The sequence below is a fragment of the Streptomyces scabiei 87.22 genome (genome assembly GCF_000091305.1).
Classification (GTDB): domain Bacteria; phylum Actinomycetota; class Actinomycetes; order Streptomycetales; family Streptomycetaceae; genus Streptomyces; species Streptomyces scabiei.
On sequence record NC_013929.1, the window covers coordinates 9,546,237 to 9,566,657 of the forward strand.

The following is a 20,421-nucleotide window of genomic DNA, read 5'->3' on the forward strand; positions in this document are numbered from 1 at the left end:
TCGTTCCTCTCTCTCACTTCGCGTCGCTCGCGTCGGTGTTCCGCTCCGCCCGTGCGACGAGCCCCTCCAGGGCCCGGAACCAGGTCTCGGCGAGATCCCGGACCGTGTCGCGCGGCAGCAGTCCTTCCAGGTAGGACCAGTGCGCGGCCAGGACCGGCCCGTCCGCGCGGTCCTCGGTCACCACGTTGATCTCTAGGGCGTGGCCCTCCCGCGTCGAGCCCTCCGACCCGATGTCCGCCGCGTCCTCCTCCGGCGCGTACGACCAGTCCGTCTCCTCCGGGACGCCGAACCGGCCCAGGTAGTTGAACTCCACGCGCGGCGGCTCATAGGCCGCCAGCACCTCACGGGTACGGGGGTTGAGGTGCCGCAGCAGCCCGTACCCGACGCCGTTCGCGGGCAGCGCCGCCAGGTGCGCGCGCACCCGCCGTACGGCCTCCTCGGCGGCAGGACCCCCGGCGAAGGCGTCGGCGGGGTCGGCCGGCCCCGGGTCGAGCCGGACCGGGTAGACGCTGGTGAACCAGCCGACCGTCCGGGAGAGATCGACCCCGTCGCCGCCCAGCTCCTCCTCGCGGCCGTGGCCTTCGAGGTCGACGAGGAGGGAGGTGTCCGTCCCGCCGTTCCGCTTCCGCAGGTCGGCGAAGGCGAGGGCCAGTCCGGCGAGCAGCACGTCGTTGACGCCGGCGCCGAACGCGGCGGGCACGGCGGACAGCAACGGCCCGGTCCGCTCGGCGGGCAGCCGGAGCACGACCTCGCGCCGGGTGGCGGCGGTGTCGCGGTCCGCGTCCCGCGCCCGGGTGAGGGGCAGGGACTGCGCGCCGCCGTCCAGGATCGCCTCCCACAGCGGGAGTTCGGCCTCCCCTTCCGGCGCCTGTGCCAGCTCGGTGAGCAGCCGCGACCAGCGCGCGAACGACGTCTCGACGGGCAGCAGGGCGACCGGCCGACCGGCGGACACGTCCCGCCAGGCCGCTTCGAGGTCGGGCAGCAGCACCCGCCAGGACACACCGTCCACGACGAGGTGGTGGCCCATCAGCAGCAGCCGGCCCGGCGCGTCGCCCGCGTCGAACCACACCGCCCGGACCACGACCCCCGCGTCCGGGTCGAGCGACGCCCGTGCCACAGCCGTGTGTGCGCGTACGGTCTCGCCCAGCGCCGCCGCGTCCAGCCCGGACACGTCGACCCGCTCGATCCAGCCCGCCGCGTCGACCGTACCGGCCGGCGGTACGTGCAGCGACCACTCCTCGGTGTCCTCGCGCGAGGGCCGGACCAGGGTGGCCCGCAGCAGGTCGTGCCGGTCGGCGAGCGCCTGGAGCACGGCAGTCAGACCGGGCAGGTCCAGCGCCGCCGGGGTGCGCACCAGGGCCGCCTGGTGGTACGAGGCGAAGGGGCCGCCGAGTTCGCGCAGCCACTGCATGACCGGGGTGAGCGGCACGCTGCCGGTACCGTCGTCCACCGGGCGCGGCACGGAGACGTCGGCCGCCTCGGCGACCGTGCCCAGCGCGGCGACCGTACGGTGGCGGAACACCAGCCGGGGGCTGATCCGCAGGCCCGCCGCACGGGCCCGGCCCACGAGCTGCATGGCGACGATGCTGTCCCCGCCCAGCGCGAAGAAGTCGTCGTCGACGCCGACCCGGCTCAGGCCCAGCACCTCCGCGAAGACCGTGCAGAGCAGCTCCTCCACGGGCGTGGCGGGGGCCCGTCCGGAGGACAGGGCGGCGAAGTCGGGTGCGGGCAGCGCGGACCGGTCCAGCTTGCCGTTGGCCAGCCGCGGGAACCGCTCCAGCGTGACCACGGCCGCCGGGACCATGTGGTCCGGGAGCCGCCCGCCGACATGGGCGCGCAGCCGCGCCGGGTCGGGCGCCGTGTCCGGGGCCGGGACGACATGGGCCACCAGCAGCTTGCGCGGGCCGTCCTGGTGGACGGTCACCAGGGCCTGCCCGACCTCCGGGTGGGAGGTGAGCGCGGCCTCGATCTCGGCGGGCTCGATGCGGAACCCGCGGATCTTCACCTGGTCGTCGGCGCGGCCCAGGTAGTCGATCCGCCCGTCGGCGGTCCACCGGGCCAGGTCACCCGTGCGGTACAGCCGTGACCCGGCCGGACCGAACGGGTCGGCCACGAACCGCTCGGCCGTCAGGGCGGGACCGCCCAGGTAGCCGCGGGCGAGACCGCCGCCGGCGAGGTACAGCTCGCCCGGGACACCGGGCGGCAACGGCTGCAGGCGGTCGTCGAGGACGTACGCCCGGGTGCCGGCCACCGGCCGTCCCACGAGCGGCCGTTCGCTGTCGCCGACGCGTCCCACGAGCGCGTCCACGGTCGACTCGGTCGGCCCGTACAGGTTGAACGCCTCCGTGCCGGGCAGCTCCGCCAGCCGCTTCCACAGGGCGACGGGGACGGCCTCGCCGCCCACGCCGACGACCGCGAGCGGGCAGTCCCCGCCCCGCAGCAGACCGCTGTCGGCCATCTGCGTGAAGAACGACGGGGTGACCTCCAGGAAGTCGAACCGGTGCCGCAGCACCGCCTCGGTGACCAGCTCGGGGTCGCGCCGGACCTCCTCCGACAGCACGTGCACGCAGTGCCCGTCCAGCAGCCACAGCTGGGGCTGCCAGGACGCGTCGAAGAAGAACGACCAGGCGTGCCCGACCCGCAGATGCCGCCGCCCCGCCGCCTCGGCCGCGGGCGCGTACAGCGTCTCGCGGTGGCTGTGGAACAGGTTGCCGAGCGTCTCGTGGGTGATCACCACACCCTTGGGGCGGCCGGTGGAGCCCGAGGTGTAGATGACGTACGCCGGGTGCCGGGGCGTCAGCGGGGCCGTGCGGTCGGCGTCGGTGAGGCCGGCGCCGTCCTGTTCCGCGAGCCGTGCCACCGTGTCCCCGTCGTCCAGCACCAGGGGAGCGGTGCCGGGCGGCAGGGTGGCGGCCAGGTCGCGGGTGGTCAGGGTCAGCACCGGGCGGGCGTCGGCCAGGACAGCGGCCGTGCGCTCCGGCGGGGCGTCCGGGTCGAGCGGCAGATAGGCCGCGCCCGCCTTGTGGACCGCGAGGACGGCCGTGAGGAAGTGCGCGGTGCGCGGCAGCGCGAGCGCCACGAACCGCTCCGGACCGGCCCCGGCCGCCACCAGCAGCCGGGCCAGCCGGTTGGCGTCCGCGTCGAGTTCGGCGAACGTCAGCTCGATCCCGTCGGACGCGGCGGCGGGCCTCTCGCCGTGCAGGCGCACCTGCTCCTCGAACAGGGCGGGAACGGTGGTCGGCGCCCCGGCGGCGGGCCTGCTGTGCCAGCCGCCGACGAGACGGGCCCGCTCGTCCGCGCCGAGGATGTCGACGTCGGCGAGTGCCGTGTCCGGGTCGGCGGTCACGGCACGCAGGACCCGCCGCAGCCGGTCCGCGAACGACTGGGCGGTGGCGTGGTCGAACAGGTCGGCGCTGTACTCCAGGACGCCGTCCACCCCGCTGCCGTCACCCCGTTCGACGAAGTCGAAGGACAGGTCGAACTTGGCGGTCGTCTGCGCCACGTCGTCCCGGCGGGTGTCCAGTCCCGACAGCACGGTGTCGTCACCGCCCGACGCCAGGTACACGACCATCACCTGGAACAGCGGGTGACGGGCGAGCGACCGGGCCGGGTTGACCACCTCCACCAGCCGCTCGAAGGGCACGTCCTGGTGGTCGAACGCGGCCAGGTCGGTCTCCCTGACCCGGCCGAGCAGCTCCCGGAACGTCGGGTTCCCCGAGGTGTCGGTGCGCAGCACCAGCGTGTTGAGGAAGAACCCGACCAGGTCGTCCAGCGCGGCGTCGGTGCGCCCGGAGATCGGGCTGCCGACCGGGATGTCGTGGCCCGCCCCGAGCCGGGACAGCAGGCCGGCCACGGCGGCCTGGAGCACCATGAACACACTGACCCCGTTGTCACGGGCCAACACGTGCAGGGCGGCGGCGAGTTCGGCGTCCAGCGACAGGTCGGCGGAGCCGCCGCGGTAGGTGGACTCCAGCGGTCGGGCCCGGTCGACCGGCAGCGCCAGCTCCTCCGGCAGCCCGGCCAGCGTCCGCTTCCAGTACGCGAGTTGCCGCGCCGCGAGGCTGTCCTCGTCCTTCTCGTCCCCGAGGACGTCCCGCTGCCACAGCGTGTAGTCGGAGTACTGCACCGGCAGCGGTTCCCACTCGGGGGCTCGTCCGGACGTACGGGCGCCGTAGGCGAGCGCGAGGTCCCGGTGCAGCGGCCCCTCCGACCACTCGTCCCCGGCGATGTGGTGCAGGAGCAGCAGAACGGTCCACTCCTCCTCACCGGTACGGAACACCTGGACGCGCAGCGGGAGTTCACGCTCCAGCGCGAAGCCGTACGCGCCCGCCTCCGCCAGCAGCTCCGGCAGCAGCTCCTCCTCGGTGTCGACGACCTCGAACGGGACGCGCACCTCGTCGGGCGCCAGCACCAGCTGACGGGCCCGGCCCCCGTCGTCGGGGAAGACCGTGCGCAGCGTCTCGTGCCGGAGCACCACGTCGTGCACGGCCGCCCGCAGCGCCGCCACGTCCAGCGCGCCCGTCAGCCGCCAGGCCGAGGGGATGTTGTACGTGGCACTGGGACCCTCCACCTGGTACAGCACCCACAGGCGCTGCTGGGCGGAGGACAGCGGCAGTCGCGCGGGCCGCTCCCGGACCGTCAAGGCCGGACGGGTCGTGCCCGCCGTGTCGACGCCGCCCGCCAGGTGCCGGGCGAGACGGGCCGGTGTCGGGGCGTCGAAGACGGTGCGCAGCGACACCTCGGCGCCGAGCGCGGCCCGGACCCGCGCGGTCAGGCGCATCGCGAGCAGGGAGTGGCCGCCGAGCGCGAAGAAGTCGTCGTCGACGCCGGCCTCGGGCACACCGAGGACGGCGGCGAACGCCTCGCACAGCAGGTCCTCGCGCGGGGTGCGCGGCCTGCGGCCGGAGACGGACGCGCCGAGGTCGGGCGCGGGCAGCGCCTGCGTGTCGAGCTTGCCCGCGACCGTGCGCGGCAGCGCCGGCACGGTGACGAAGGCGCTCGGCACCATGTGCGCGGGCAGCGCCCCGGCCGTGTGGCCGCGCAGCTCCGCCGGGTCCGGGGTGCGCCCGGCGGCCGGCAGGACGTACGCGACGAGCCGGCGTACCCCGGGCGTGTCCTCGCGGACCACCACGGCGGCCGTGGCCACGTCGGGGTGGCGGGCGAGCAGCGCCTCGATCTCGCCGGGCTCGATACGGAAACCGCGCAGTTTGACCTGGCCGTCGGCGCGGCCCAGGAACTCCAGCGAGCCGTCGCGGCGGCGCCGGACCAGGTCGCCCGTGCGGTACATCCGGGAGCCGGGCGCGCCGAACGGGTCGGCCGTGAACCGCTCGGCGGTCAGGCCCGGCCGGTTGAGGTAGCCCCGCGCCAGGCCCTCACCGGCGAGGTACAGCTCACCTGTGACGCCCGCGGGGACGGGCCGCAGCAGCTCGTCCAGGACATGGGCGCGGATGTTGTCCAGCGGCGCGGCCCAGCGGCCGGTGGCGTCACTGTGCCAGCCGTAGGCGTCGACCGCGCTCTCGGTCGGCCCGTACAGGTCGTGGACCTGGACGCCGGGCAGGGCGCACAGCCGCTCCCACAGCGGGGCCGGGGTCGCCTCGCCGCCCACGGCGATCACACCGGGGAGCGGGGTGCCGGGCTCCAGGAAGCCGTGGTGGATCAGCTCGCGGAGGTAGGTCGGGGTGACGTCGAGGAAGTCGATGTCCTCCCGGCAGAGGTGGGCAAGCAGCGCGGCCGGGTCGGCCATCACGGCCTCCTCGACGACCTGCACCTCGTGTCCGGCGAGCAGCCAGAGCAGCGGCTCCCAGGAGCCGTCGAAGCTGAAGGAGGCCGCGTGCACGGCCCGGAGCCGGTCCCGGCCGAGGGATCGCTCGGCGGGCCGGATCAGATCGTCCCGGTGGGCGGCGAAGAGGTTGCTCAGGCCGCGGTGGGTGCCGACGACACCCTTGGGGGTGCCCGTGGAGCCCGAGGTGAAGATGACGTACGCGGTGCCGGAGGGTGCGGGAGGCACCACGGCCGGTGCTTCCCCCTCGTCCGGGACCAGGTCGTCGATCAGGACGACCGGGGCCCCTTCCGGCAGCTTCGCCGCCAGCTCCGCCGTGCTGAGCACGCACAGCGGTGCCGCGTCACGGAGCATGAACTCCATTCGTTCGGTGGGGTGTTCGGGGTCGAGCGGCAGACAGGCGGCACCGGACTTCAGGACGCCCAGGAGTGCCGGAACCATCAGGTGCCGGGGCAGGGCGAGGCCGACCACGCGCTCGGGTGCGGCGCCCCGCCGGAGCAGCAGCCGGGCCACGGCGTCCACCCGCTCGCCCAGTTCCCGGAAGGTGAGCCGGGAGACCCCCGTGGTGAGGGCGGGCGCGTCGGGCCGGGAGCGGACGACGTCGTCCAGGATCTCCGGGACGGACCGGGTCTCCAGGGGACGGGCGGTGTCGTTCCAGACGGCCGTCCTCTCCACCTCGGTGCGGAGGTCGAAGGACCGCAGCGGACGGCCCGGCTCCGCGACGACCCGCTCCAGCAGCCCCAGCAGCCGCCCGGCGAGCGAGACGGCGGTCTCCTCGTCGGCGAGGTCGGTGGCGTACTCCAGCAGCAGGGCCAGATCCCGGCCGGGGCCGTGGTCGACGAAGGTGAAGTCCAGGTCGAACTTGGCCATGCCGTTGTCCATGTCGAACCACTCGGTGGGCAGCCCGAACAGCTCCGGGTCGCCGTCGGGGCGGTGGTGGTAGCCGAGCATGACCTGGAAGAGCGGGTTGCGGTCGGCGGTCCGCACCGGGTTGACCGCCTCGACGACCCGGTCGAACGGCACGTCCTGGTGCTCGAACGCCGCCAGCGCCGCCTCCCGCACCCGGCCGAGGAGCGCCTCGAAGGACGGGGCGCCGGACAGATCGGTGCGCAGCACCAGCGTGTTGACGAAGAAGCCGACCAGGTCGTCCACCGCGCTGTCGGTACGGCCCGCGATGGGCGCACCGAGCGGGATGTCGTCCCCGGCCCCGAGGCGGTGCAGCAGCGCCGCCGTGGCGGCCTGGAACAGCATGAACATACTGACCTGGTGGGTGCCGGCGAGGTCGCGCAGCGCGTCCCCGGTGGCGCCCGGGAGGGTGGCGCGGACCACGGCCCCGCGTCCGGTGGCGCGGGGCGCCCCCGGCCGGTCCAGCGGCAGCGGGATCTCCGCCGGGAGCCCGCTCAGGGCCCCTGTCCAGTAAGCGAGTTGGTCGTCCTCCACCTCGGTGAGCAGACGCTCCTGCCACAGGGTGTGGTCGGCGTACTGCACCGGCAGGGGAGCCCAGTCGGGTGCGGCGCCCGCGGCGCGGGCCGCGTACGCGCGGTGCAGGTCGGCGAGGAACGGCCGGTCGGACCACTCGTCGGTGGTGATGTGGTGCAGCACGACGGCCACCACGTGGTCGTCGGCCGCCAGCCTCAACACCTCGGTGCGGACCGGGAGTTCGGTGCCCAGGTCGAACGGACGGCGCTGGGCCTCCTCGATCCACTGCGCGATCCGGCTCTCGTCCGCCTCGGTCAGCCGGAACTCCGGCTCGGCCTCACCGGGAGCCGCGATCCACTGGTACGGCTCCCCGTCCGCCTCCACGAACCGCGTCCGCAGAGCCTCGTGACGGACCGTCACATCACGCAGGGCGGCGCGGAGGGCGTCCAGGTCCAGGGTGCCCCGGAGCCGGAACACGAGCGGGAAGTTGTACGCGACCCCGTCCCCGGTGATCCGCTCCACGAGCCACAGCCGCCGCTGGGCGGCCGACAGCGGTATACGGGCGGGCCGTTGGGCGGCGGGCTCCAGCACGGGCCGGGCCGGCTGCCCGGCGGCCGCCCGCTGGGCCAGCGTCTCCGGGGTGGGCGCCTCGAACAGGTCACGGATGGCCAGTTCGGCGCCCAGCTCGGTGCGGGCCCGGCTGATCAGCCGGGTGGCGAGCAGCGAATGGCCGCCCAGGTCGAAGAAGTTGTCCTCGGCGCCGGTGCGGGGCAGCCCCAGCACCTCGGCGAACAGTCGGCACAGCACCTCCTCGACCGGGGTGCGCGGGCCGCGTCCGGCCGACAGGGCGACCGCCGGCTCGGCGTCCGGCAGGGCGCGGACGTCCAGCTTGCCGTTGTCGTTCATCGGCAGTCCGGGCAGGACCACGAAGGCGGCGGGCACCATGTAGCCGGGCAGCCGCTGCCCGAGGTCGTCGCGCAGGCGCCGGATCAGCGTGGTGTGACCGCGGCCGGCGGCCGGGGTGTTGGCGTACGGGGCGTCGTCGGCCCGGTCGGCGCGCGGCCGGTACAGGCCCGCCGTACGGGGCGTGCCGGTGCCGGTGCCGGGCATCTGGGCGTCGGGCACGAACACGGCCTCGTAGAAGCCTGGTTCGGCGGACCAGGTGGTGAGCAGCCGGTGGCCGTGCGCCTCGGCGGTCTCGCGCAGGTCCTCCGGCTCCACGCCCGTGGCGGCGACCGGCGTCGGCCGTCCGGAGTCCAGGGCGCGCAGCACGGCCAGGTCGCCGGCGGTGCGGGCGTCCGGGACGGCCCGCACCCGGAGCGGTCCCGAGCCGTCGAGCCGGGCGAGGAGCGCCTCCCGTCCGGTCCAGGCGACCGCCGGCACACCGTCCAGCGAGAGTCCGGCGTCCCCCTTGTGGAGCACCACGTCGTACCGGTAGCGGGTCAGTTCGTTGTGGTGGCGGCCCGCCTTCGTGCGCAGGTCGACGCCGACGCCGAGGGTGGTGAACCAGTCCGGGTCGACGAGGAGTTCCTTCTCCAGGGCGAGACCCCGCTCCACGGCCCGGCGCAGACCGTCGGGCTCGGTGTGCGCGTCGGCGCGGGCGGCCTGGATGCCGGCCTGGAACACCCGGGCCTGTCGCAGGTCGCGGATGTCACCGAGGAACAGCGAACCGCCGGGCGCGAGCAGGTCCAGCGCGCCCCGGATCACCTGGCGGAGGTGGTCCAGACTCGGGAAGTACTGGACGACGGAGTTGATGACGACCGTGTCGAAGTAGCCGGTGGGCAGCCCGTCGGTCACCTCGGCCGGCAGGCAGCGCAGTTCGACCTTCCCCGCCAGCACGGGGTCGCCCTTCACGCCCTCGGTGAGCTTGCGGATCACGGGTGCGGCGAAGTCGGTCGCCCAGTACGCCTCCGCGTCCGGTGCGAGCCTCGACAGCAGCAGGCCCGAGCCGACGCCGATCTCCAGGATGCGGCGGGGCCGCAGCTCACGGATGCGCTCCACGGTGGCCTCACGCCACTCCCGCATGTGCTCCACGGGGATGGGGTCGCCGTCGTAGGAGCTGTCCCAGCCCGCGAAGTCCTCGGTGAACAGGGCGGTGCCGATCTCGGTGTACTCGGCGGAGTAGATCTCCCGCCACTCACCGATCTGCTCCCGCTCGGCCGACTCCCGTGCCTCGGCGTCGGGTTCGGCCGGGACGACGTAGCCGACCAGCCGCTTGGTGCCGGGCGCGGCGGTGTCGTCGCGCGCGACGACGGCGGCCCGGGACACCTCGGGGTGCTGCCCGAGCGCGGTCTCGATCTCGCCCAGCTCCACCCGGTGGCCCCGGATCTTCACCTGGTCGTCGGTACGGCCCAGGAAGTCCAGGTTGCCGTCCGGGCGGCGGCGTACGAGGTCACCGGTGCGGTACATCCGCTCGCCCGGCCGCCCGTACGGGTCCGCCACGAACCGCTCGGCCGTCAGACCGGGCCGGTCGAGGTAGCCGCGCGCCAGACCGACACCCGCGATGTACAGCTCACCCGCCACCCCGTCCGGCACCGGCCGCAGCCAGGTGTCGAGGACACGGGCGCGGGTGGCCCGGATGGGCCTGCCGACGGTCGGGGTGGCACTGTCCTCCGTACCGCCGCCGAGCGTGTTGATCGTGTACTCGGTCGGGCCGTACAGGTTGTAGCCGTACGTCCCCTCCGTGTCCCGCAGCGTGTTCCACACCGTCTCGGTGACGGCCTCGCCGCCGAGCAGCACCAGCGGCGGCCGGTGCCCCTCCAACAGGCCCTCCTCCAGCAGGAGATGGGCGTACGTCGGCGTCACGTTCACCACGTCGACGCGGTGCTCCTCGCAGTACGCCACCAGCGCGGTCGCGTCCCTCCGCAACTCCTCGTCGCAGACGTGCACTTCATGCCCCTCGACGAGCCACAGCAGCTCCTCCCAGGACATGTCGAACGCGAACGACACGGTGTGCGCGATCCGCAGTCGCCGTCCGCCGGCCGACGCGATCGCCGGGGCGAAGATCTCCTTCTGGTGGTTGAGCTGCATGTTCGTGAGGCCGAGGTACGGCGTGACGACACCCTTGGGGCGACCGGTCGACCCGGAGGTGTAGATGACGTACGCCGGGTGGTCCAGGCTGAAGGACACCGACACCGGACCCGTCGGGAAGGAGGCCAGCTCGGCCGCCACCGCCGGGTCGTCGAGCAGCACACGCGGCGTGTCGCCGGTCAGCGTCGCCGATACGCCCGCCGTGGAGAGCAGGAGCAGCGGGCGGGCGTCCGCCAGCATCAGCGACAGCCGGTCGGCCGGGTGGTCCAGCTCCAGCGGCAGATACGCCGACCCCGTGCGCAGCACCGCGAACAGCGCCACCACCATGTCGATCGAGCGGGGCAGACCGAGTGCGATCACCTGCTCGGGTCCGGCGCCCCGCGCGATCAGCAGCCGGGCCATGCGGTCGCAGCGGGCGTCGAGTTCGGCGTAGGTGAGGGTCTGCGCGCCGAAGACGAGGGCGGTCTCGTCCGGGGTCCGGGCGGCCTGCGCGGCGAGCATGTCCGCGACCGTCTCGTGCGGCACGGGCTGCCGCTGCTCGGCCTCCTCGCGGGCGAGCGCGGCGGCCTCGGCCGGCAGCAGGGGGTCCAGCGAGCCGACGGGGGCGTGCGGGTCGGCCACCAGTCGGGAGACCAGCAGCACGAACCGGTCCAGCAGGCTCCGCGCGTACGCGCCGTCCAGCAGGTCGGGCCGGTAGGCGAGCGTCGCCCTGACCCGCTCGCCCGGAGTGACGACCAGGTTGGCCGGGTAGTGCGTGGCGTCCACGTTGGCCACGGCCGTCGCGCCGTGCCGCTCGCGCAGGTCGGCCAGCCGCTCGTCGGTGTCGGCGTTGCGCAGCACGAACAGGGTGTCGAACAGCCGTCGGTGGCCCGACTCGGCCTGCAGCACACCCAGGCCCAGGTGCTCGTACGGCATGACCTCCAGACGTTCGCCCTGGATACGGCGCAGCAGACCGAGGACCGGCTCGCGCGGGTCGAAGGCGATGCGCGCGGGCACGGTGTTCAGGAACATGCCGATGACGTGCTCGACGTCCGGCACCTCGCTGGGCCGCCCGGCGACCGTCGTACCGAACGCGACGTCGGTCCGCCCGGTCGCACCGGCCAGGACCAGACCCCAGGCCGCGTTCAGCACGGTGTTGAGGGTCAGCCCCTGGCTCCGCGCGAGGTCGCGCAGCCGCTCGGCGACGGGCGCGTCCAGTACGGCGTCCAGCTGCGCCGGGATCACCGGCTCCTGGCCCCGCTCCGAGGCGGCCGGCACCAGCAGGGTGGGCTCCTCGAAGCCGGACAGGGCCGCGCGCCAGGCACGGGTGGCCTCGGTGTCGTCCTGCCGTTCCAGCCAGGTCAGGTAGTCGCGGTACGAGCCGGGGCGGGCCAGGCCCGCCGGGTCGCCGCCGCTCTCGTACAGCGCGAACAGCTGGTCCAGGAACAGCCAGGCGGACCAGCCGTCCCACAGGATCAGGTGGCGGCCGACGATCAGCCGGTCGCCGCGCTCCTCGCCGAGCCGGACGAGCAGCATGCGGAAGAGGAGGGGACGGGCGAGGTCGAAGCGCCGGGCACGCGACTCCTCCAGCAACTCCCGCATCCGGGCGTCCTGTTCGGCCGCCGGAAGCCCGGCCAGATCCACCTCGGTCAGCGGGATCGCGGCGTCCCGCACGATGAACTGCGCCGGCCGCCGCAGCCCCTCACTGGTGAACCCGGCCCGCAGGGAGGGGTTGCGGTCCAGCAGGGTGCGCACGGCCGCCGTCAGCCGCTCGGCGTCGACACGGTCGGCGAAGTCGAAGGACTCGTGGACCGTGTAGACGTCCAGGGATCCGGCGTCGAAGTTCGAGTGGAAGAACAGGCCCTCCTGGAGCGGGGCGAGCGGCCACACGTCCTCGATCCGGCCCGGGGCGAGCCGCTCGACGTGCTCCCGTTCCTCCTCGGTCAGGGTGAACGCGGACGCGGCGAGGGTGTCGCCGGCGTCCCTCTCGTCGAGGGTGGCCGTCGCCGCGAGCGCCGCCGGGGTGCGGTGCTCGAACACCTCGCGCGGGCCGATGGCCAGACCCGCGCGGCGGGCCCGGCTGGAGACGGCGATCGAGCTGATGCTGTCCCCGCCGAGCAGGAAGAAGTCGTCGTCGACGCCGACCTCGTCCAGCTTCAGCACGGCTGCGAAGATCTCGACGAGCAGCTGCTCCCGGGGGGTGCCCGGCGCACGGGTGACGGTGCCGCGGACGGCCTGCGGGGCGGGCAGCGCGGTCCGGTCCAGCTTGCCGCTCGGCGTGAGCGGCAGGGCGTCGAGGACCACCCAGGCGCTCGGCACCATGGGGGCGGGGAGCGAGCCGGTGACGCTCTCGCGGAGGTCATCCGCCTCGGCGGCTGCGCCCGGGGCGGGGACGACGTAGGCGACGAGCGCGTCGTCGCGTACCGTCACCGCGGCCTGCGCGACCTCCGGCAGCCGGACCAGCGCCGCCTCGACCTCGCCGAGTTCGATCCGGTTGCCGCGCAGCTTCACCTGCCGGTCCGTACGGCCCAGGTACTCGATCACCCCGTCCGCCCGCCGTCTGACCAGGTCACCGGTGCGGTACATCCGGCTGCCCGGCCGCCCGTACGGGTCGGCGGTGAACCGCTCGGCGGTCAGCGCCGGGCGCGCGTGATAGCCACGGGCGAGCTGGACACCGGTCAGGTACAGCTCACCGGGGACACCGTCGGGGACGGGCCGCAGACAGGCGTCCAGGACCCGCAGCCCGGTGTTCCACACGGGACGCCCGATCGGCACCGCGGTGCCCCGGTCCTCGTCGGGGGCGTACGGGTGGTACGTGACGTCGACGGCCGCCTCGGTCGGGCCGTACAGGTTGTGCAGGGGTACGCCCGTCAGCGCGTGCCAGCGGCTCGCGGCGGTGGCGGGAAGCGCCTCGCCGCTGCTGAGCACCCGGCGCAGCGACGCCGACCAGGCGGGGTCGCCGGTGACCTCGTCGTGGCCGAGGAACGCCTCCAGCATCGACGGCACGAAGTGCATCGTCGTGACGGCCTGCTCCCGGACGAGACCGGCCAGATAGGCGGGGTCGCGGTGGCCGTCCGGGCGGGCGAGCACCACGCTCGCGCCTTCCAGGAGGGGCCAGAAGAACTCCCACACGGAGACGTCGAAGCTGGACGGCGTCTTCTGCAGCACCCGGTCGTCGGAGGCGAGCCCGTAGGCGGCCTGCATCCAGGCCAGCCGGTTCACGATGGCGCGGTGGGTGACGACCACGCCCTTGGGCACACCGGTCGAGCCGGAGGTGTAGATGAGGTAGGCGGGGTCGTCGGGGCGCGCGGGGTCGGCGGATCGCCCGGCGGGCGGCTCGCCGCCGAGGCCGTCCAGGTCGTCGAGGCCGTCGTGGGTGTCAGAGGCGTCGTGGGTGTCGGGAGTGTCGGGGGTGTCGAGCAGCAGTACCGAAGGCAGGGCCTGCCCGGGCAGGCGATCGGCCGTGGCCGACAGGGTCACCACGGTCGTGGCGCCCGAGTCGGTGAGCATGTGGGTGACCCGGTCCGCCGGATAGTCCAGGTCCACCGGCAGATAGGCGGCCCCCGACTTCAGGACACCCAGCAGCGCCACCATCAGCTCCGCCGAACGCGGCACGGCGACCGCCACGAAGGTGCCCGGCCGGGCACCCCGGCGGCGCAGCCGTATCGCCAACTCCTCGGCGCGTGCGTCCAGTTCGGCGTAGCTCAGCCGCTCGCCCCCGAACACCACGGCGGGCGCGTCGGGCGTCCGGGCGACCTGCGCCGCGAACCCCTCCGCCAGGGTGGTCCCCGGCAGGGCCTGCTCCTCGCCCGCGGGATGGGCGCGCAGGGCCTCGTCGGGGGAGAGCAGGTCGACGGAGGCTGCCGCACGGTCCGGTGACTCGGCGACGGCCTCCAGGACCCGGGCCAGCCGGCCGCCCAGCATGCGCGCGGTGTCGCCGTCGAGGCGTTCCGCGTGGTGCTTGAGCCGCAGGTCGAGCCGCCGGCCGGGCTTCACGACGAGGGCGAGGGGGTAGTGCACGGCGTCGTGGAAGGCGTCACCGGTGATGCGCACGGTGCCCGAGGCGTCCCGCAGGCCGTTCTCGGCCGGGTAGTTCTCGAACACCACGAGGGTGTCGAAGAGTTCGCCGGAGCCCGCGTGCCCGGAGAGCCGCTGGATCTCGGCGAGACCGAGGTGCTGGTGGTCCAGCAGCCGCGCCTGCTCCTCCTGGAGCCGGACCAGCAGCGTTCCCAGAGACTCTCGCGGGGTCCAACGGAACCGTGTCGGCAGGGTGTTGATGAACAGGCCCACCATGGAGGCGATGCCCTCGACCTCGCCGTCGCGCCCGGAGACCGTGGTGCCGAACACGAGGTCGTCCCGGCCGGTCAGCCTGCCGAGCAGCAGCCCCCAGGCGCCCTGGACGATCGTCCCGAGGGTGATCCCGTACGCGCGGGCCCGCTCGGCGAGCCGCGCGGTGGTGCGCTCGGACAGCTCCACCCGGACGTGTTCCGGGCGCACGGGCGCCGTGTCGGCCGGATCGCCGACCAGGCGGGTCGGCTCGTCCAGCCCGGCGAGCGCGTCGGCCCAGGCGGCGCGGGCCGCGTCCCCGTCCTGCTCGGCCAGGCGGCGCAGGAAGCCGCGATAGGGGGCGACGGCGGGGAGCGTGGGCGCGTCGGTGCCGTAGAACGCCATCAGTTCGCGGTGCAGCACCGGCAGGGACCAGCCGTCCGCCACGATGTGATGGAACGTCAGCACGAGGCGGCTGCGCTCCTCGCCGAGACGGATCAGGGCGCAGCGCAGCAGGGGCGGCGCGGCCAGGTCGAAGCCCCGGGCGCGCTCGTCGGCGGCCACCGCGTCGCCGAGCGACTCCCGGATCCCGCCGTCCTGCGCGGACAGGTCGACCTCCCGCCAGGGCAGTTCGGCGTTCCGCGTGATGATCTGCACCGGGGTGCCGTCCGGGCGCTGCCGGAACGCGGCCCGCAGCGGGGAGTGCCGGTCCAGGAGCTGTTGCGCGGCCCGGCGCAGCAGGGAGGCGTCCACGGGTCCGGCGAGGTCCAGCACCTGCTGGACGACATAGGTGTCCCCGTCGCCCCCGGTGAGGGCGTGGAAGAAGAAGCCCTGCTGGAGCGGGGTGAGCGGCAGCAGTTCATCCACCGGCAGCGGGTGCGCGCCCTGGAGCTCCGCGAGTTCGGCCTCGTCGGCCTCCACCAGCGGCTCGTCTGCGGTGCGCGCGGCGACCCGCTCGACCGCGGCCTGCGCCAGCGCCTCGACGGTACGGTGCCGGAACACCTCTCTGGTGGTCAGTCCGAGGCCCGACTCCCGGGCGCGGATGAGGAGGTGGATGGCGCTGATGCTGTCGCCGCCGAGCGCGAGGAAGTCGTCCTCGGCCGTCACGGAGTCCAGCCCCAGCACCTCGGCGTACAGCGAGCAGAGCAGCTTCTCGCGGGGGGTGCGCGGGGCCCGGCCGGAGCTCATGCCCGCGTAGTCCGGGGCGGGCAGGGCGCGCGCGTCGATCTTGCCACTGGGCGTGACCGGCAGGGCGTGCAGCGGGACGAAGGCCGAGGGGACCATGTAGTCGGGCAGCCACTCGGCCGCGTGTCCGCGCAGGGTCCGCATCAGCGCGGTCACGTCCCGGAAGGGCGCCGGCCGGTTGGCGTGCGGAGCGGTGCCGGTCGTCCGGTACAGGGCCCCGAAGGGCCCGTCGAGGACGAACACGGCGTCGAGCGCGCCGTCGTCGGCGTTCCCGTTCCAGGTGAGTGCGGCCCGGTAGCCGTGCTCGGCCGCCAGCGCGTACAGGTCCTCGGGGTCGGCGCCGGACGCCGCCTCCCGGCTGCTGCCCTCCAGCCGCCGCAGGTCCGCCAGGTCGTCCGCGAGGCGTGCGTTGGGCACACCGGTGACGCGAAGCCCGTCCGTCCGGTCGGTCAGCAGCCCGGCCAGTCCGGCGAGCCCGCCGGCAGCCGCCCAGTCCAGCTCCGGCAGGTCCCGGGCTGCCGTCGGGGCCCCCGAGCGCAGGACGACGTCGTACCGGTAGCGGCTCAGCTCGTTGTGGTGCGCGGCCCGCTTGACGCGGATGTCCGCGTCGAAGCCGTCGAGGGCGGCGAAGAAGTCCGGGTCGAGCAGGAGTTCGCCCTCCCAGCGCACCGACTGCTCGACGGCCGTCCGCAGCGCGCTCTTGTCCGTCTCGTCGCCGCCGGTCGCCCGACGGGTCTCCACGGCGGCGCGCAGCGTGCGCAGCAGCCGCAGATTCCGGACGTCACCGACGAAGATACGGCCGCCGGGGGCCAGCAGCCCCGCCACCTGACGCAGCACGTCGGCGAGGTACTCCCCGCTGGGGAAGTACTGGGCGACGGAGTTGATGACGACCGTGTCGAAGTACCCCTCGGGCAGGCCCTCGGTGTCGTGGGCCGGCCGGGTCCGCAGTTCGACCTTCGCTGCCAGTTCCGGATCGCTGTCGACCTGGGCGCGCAGCGCCGCGACGGCAGCCGCGGAGAGGTCGGTACCCCAGTACGCCTCGGACTCGGGCGCGATCCGGGACAGGATCAGCCCGCTGCCGACCCCGATCTCCAGCACCTTCTGTCCGGTGCCGAGTTCGCGGATGCGCTCGACGGTCGCGGTCCGCCACTCGCGCATCTCCTCGACGGGGATCGGTGTGCCGTCGTACATGCTGTTCCAGCCCGCGAAGTTCTCACGGAAACCGGAGCCGTCGACCGTGCCTGCCCTGTCGGAGTCGCCGGAGTCGCCGGAGCCGTCGGTGTCTCGGCCGCCCGAGTCCTCGGAACCGGCCGCCCCGTAGAGGAGATCGTGCAGCTCCTTCCACTCCTCGACGCGTTCGTCCGGGTCCGCGTCGCGCCCCGCGTCGAGGGCGGGGACGACATAGGCGGCGAGGCGGCGGTCGCCGGGGCGGTCCTCGCGGACGACCACGGTGACCTGGTCGACGGCCGGGTGACCGCGCAGCACCGACTCGATCTCGCCCGGCTCGATGCGGAACCCGCGGATCTTCACCTGGGCGTCGGCGCGCCCGAGGAACTCCAGCCGCCCGTCGGCCTGCCAACGCACCAGGTCACCGGTTCGGTAGAGCCGCTCCCCGGGCTCCCCGAACGGGTCCGCGACGAACCGCTCGGCGGTCAGGTCCGGCCGCCCGAGATAGCCCCGGGCCAGACCCGCACCGCCGAGATACAGCTCGCCCGTGACCCCGGCGGGGACCGGCCGCAGGTACGCGTCCAGGACGTACGCGCGGGTGCCCGGGTCGGGGACACCGATGGGGACGATCGCCCCGGCCGGGATGTCCGGATCGCACAGGCCCAGCGTGGAGTTGGTGGTGGCCTCGGTCGGGCCGTACGCGTTGAACATCATCCGCCCGCGCGCGTACCGCCCCACCAGCTCGGGGGAGACCCGCTCGGTGCCCGCCAACAGCGTCGCGGTCGGCGGCAGTCGCACGTCCTCGGGCATGGCGGCGAGCAGGGCGGGCGGCAGGATCATGAAGGTGACGCCGTGCGCGTCGGCGTAGTCGGCGAGCGGCGCTCCGGGCACCCGCAGTTCCGCGGGTACGACGACGAGCCGGCCGCCGGACAAGAGCCCGAGGCACAGGTCCCAGAAGGCGACGTCGAAGCTCGGGGAGGCGAACTGCAGCACCCGGCTGTGCGGGCCGATGCCGAACCGCTCGCTCTGCGTGGCCACCAGCTTCGCCACACCGCCGTGCGAGAGGGCGACGCCCTTGGGGCGGCCGGTCGAGCCCGAGGTGTAGATCACGTAGGCGGAGTTCAGGACGGTGAGGGGCCCTCCGCGGTCCGCCTCGCCGGGATCGTGGTCGGGCCGCCCGGCCAACTCGGCGGCCGTGGCGGGTGCGTCCAGTTCCAGGACGGTCATGCCGTCGTCCGGGCCGGGGAGTTCCCGGGCGGTCTGCGCGGTCGTCACCATGCACACGGGCCGCGCGTCGCCCAGCATGTACGCGATGCGGTCCGCCGGGTAGTCGTGGTCGATCGGCAGATAGGCGGCGCCCGACTTCAGGACGGCCACCTCCGCCACGAACAGCTCGGCCGAGCGCGGCAGGGCCAGGGCGACGATCCGCTCGGGGCCGGCGCCCCGCGCCAGCAGCGCGTGCGCCAGGCGGTTGGCCCGTGAGTCCAGCTCCGCGTAGGTGAGTTCCTGGTCCTCGAAGACCAGCGCCACGGCGTCCGGGCGCTGCCGGACCTGCTCGGCGAACATCGCCGGCCAGGTGTCCGCCGGCACCGTGTGCGCGGTGTCGTTCCAGTCGACGACGACCCGGCGGTACTCCTCGGGGCTCATCAGCTCCAGCCGCGCGACCGGGGTGTCGGGCCGGGCGAGCGCGTCGGCGAGGAGCGTGCGGTAGTGGCCGAGGAGCCGTTCGATCGTCGTGGCGTCGAAGACACCGGGATGGTAGGCGGCCCGGGCCGAGCCCCCGCCGACCTCCAGCAGGACGTCCACCGGGGCGGGCAGGTCACCGGCGGGCCGCGCGGCCGTGGCGAGGGCCGTGTTGAAGAACAGGCCGCCGCCGCGCGTCGGCCGGGGCCGCAGTTCCTCGATCAGGAGTCCGACCGGCACCCGGTGGGTCTGCGCCTCATCGTGGGCCTGCGTCACCCGCCGTACCAGCTCGGCGAACGAGGGTTCGTGCTCGACGGACACCCGCAGCGGGAGCCCGTCATGGCCGACCGTCAGGTCCGTGGCCCCGGTGTAGCGGTGCAGCAGGGCGACGAAGGCGGCCAGGTGCACGGCGTCGGGGGCGTCCGGTACGTCCGCCCGGGTGAGGGTGTCGCGTGCGAGCAGGGGCTGTGGCGGGTGAGGCCGGTCGGCGGGCAGTGAGATCTCGAGCGGCAGCGGTGTCAGCAGCCGCCGCCAGTAGGCCAGGACTTCCTCGGTACCGCACACAGCAGTGAGCCTTCCCACCAGGTCGGGGTCCGGTTCTGAGCCGGGTCGCCGACATACTAAGGTAAGGGTTACCTAATTCACAGGGTCTCCTTGTGAGGGTTGCCCCGAGGGCGGGACGGCAATCCACGGAGGACCTGTAGTTCGACCCGCACTCGCCCTACAGTTAAGGCAAGCCTCATCAAAGAAAGTTGAAGACGTGGGGACCTCCTCGGTCCGGGCGGCGAAAGGCCCCCGCGCGGCACTGCTGCTGACGCTCTCGGGCGCGGCCCTGCTCACCCTGTGCACCCTGTCCATGGCGTTCGGCGCGCTCGGCGTCCCTCTCGACCAGGTGTGGCACACCCTGCTCGGCGACGCCCCCGACGCCCGGGTCGACACCGTCATCTGGTCCGTACGCCTGCCCCGCACCGCCCTCGGGCTCGCCACCGGCGCCGCCCTCGGTCTCTCGGGCGCCCTGATGCAGGCGCTGACCCGCAACCCGCTCGCCGACCCCGGCATCCTCGGCGTCAGCGCGGGCGCAGCCTTCGCGGTGGTCCTCTCCGTCGGCGCACTCGGCATCTCGTCGCTGTACGGCTACATCTGGTTCGCCTTCGGCGGCGCGTTCGCCGCCAGCGTCCTGGTGTACCTCCTGGGCGGTCTCGGCCGGTCCGGCTCCACCCCGGTCAAGCTCGCGCTGGCCGGGGTCGCCGTGACCTCCCTGCTGTTCTCGCTGACCAGCGCCATCGCGCTCACCGACCCCGACGCCCTGAACCGGTACCGGTTCTGGAGCGCCGGCTCGCTCGCGGACCAGGACGAGGGCGTCCTGCTGCGCGTCCTGCCGTTCCTGGCCGTCGGCGCACTCCTCGCCCTCGCCTGCGCCCCGGCCCTGAACAGCCTCGCCCTCGGCGACGACGTGGCGAAGTCGCTCGGCCTCAAGCTCGGCCTGGTCCGCGTCCAGGGGGTCGTCGCCGTCACCCTCCTCACCGGCGGAGCGGTCGCCGTCATCGGGCCCGTCGTCTTCGTCGGCCTGGTCGTCCCGCACATCGCCCGCGTCCTCGCCCAACTGGCCGGTATCGGCCCGGACCACCGCTGGCTGCTGCCCCTGTCGGCCGTACTCGCCCCCTGTCTCCTCCTGGCCGCCGACATCGCCGGCCGGCTGATCGCCCGCCCGACCGAGATCCAGGCGGGCATCCTGGTCGCCTTCCTCGGCGGCCCCTTCTTCATCGCCCTGGTACGCCGCCGACGCCTCGCGGAGCTGTGACATGACGTTTCGACGGGGGAGACGCCGACTGCGGGCGGACACCCGGCCCATGACCGCCGGGTCACGGGAATCCCGCCGGTCCACCGACTCCGACCCCTCGCTCCGCCGACCC

Annotated in this window: 2 protein-coding genes; one reads left to right on the forward strand and one right to left on the reverse strand. The window is 74.2% G+C overall.

Going from position 1 to position 20,421, the window contains the following annotated elements; translation table 11 throughout:
• Positions 1-13: 13 nt before the first annotated feature.
• Positions 14-19,072, reverse strand: coding sequence for a non-ribosomal peptide synthetase (locus SCAB_RS40875; protein ID WP_013005930.1), 19,059 nt, complete (start codon positions 19,070-19,072; stop codon positions 14-16).
• A 196-nt stretch (positions 19,073-19,268) separates the two neighbouring features.
• Here SCAB_RS40875 and SCAB_RS40880 point away from each other — a divergent pair, with 196 nt between their 5' ends.
• Positions 19,269-20,309: a FecCD family ABC transporter permease gene (locus SCAB_RS40880; RefSeq protein ID WP_013005931.1), complete on the forward strand. Its 1,041-nt coding sequence runs from the start codon at positions 19,269-19,271 to the stop codon at positions 20,307-20,309.
• Positions 20,310-20,421 lie beyond the last annotated feature (112 nt).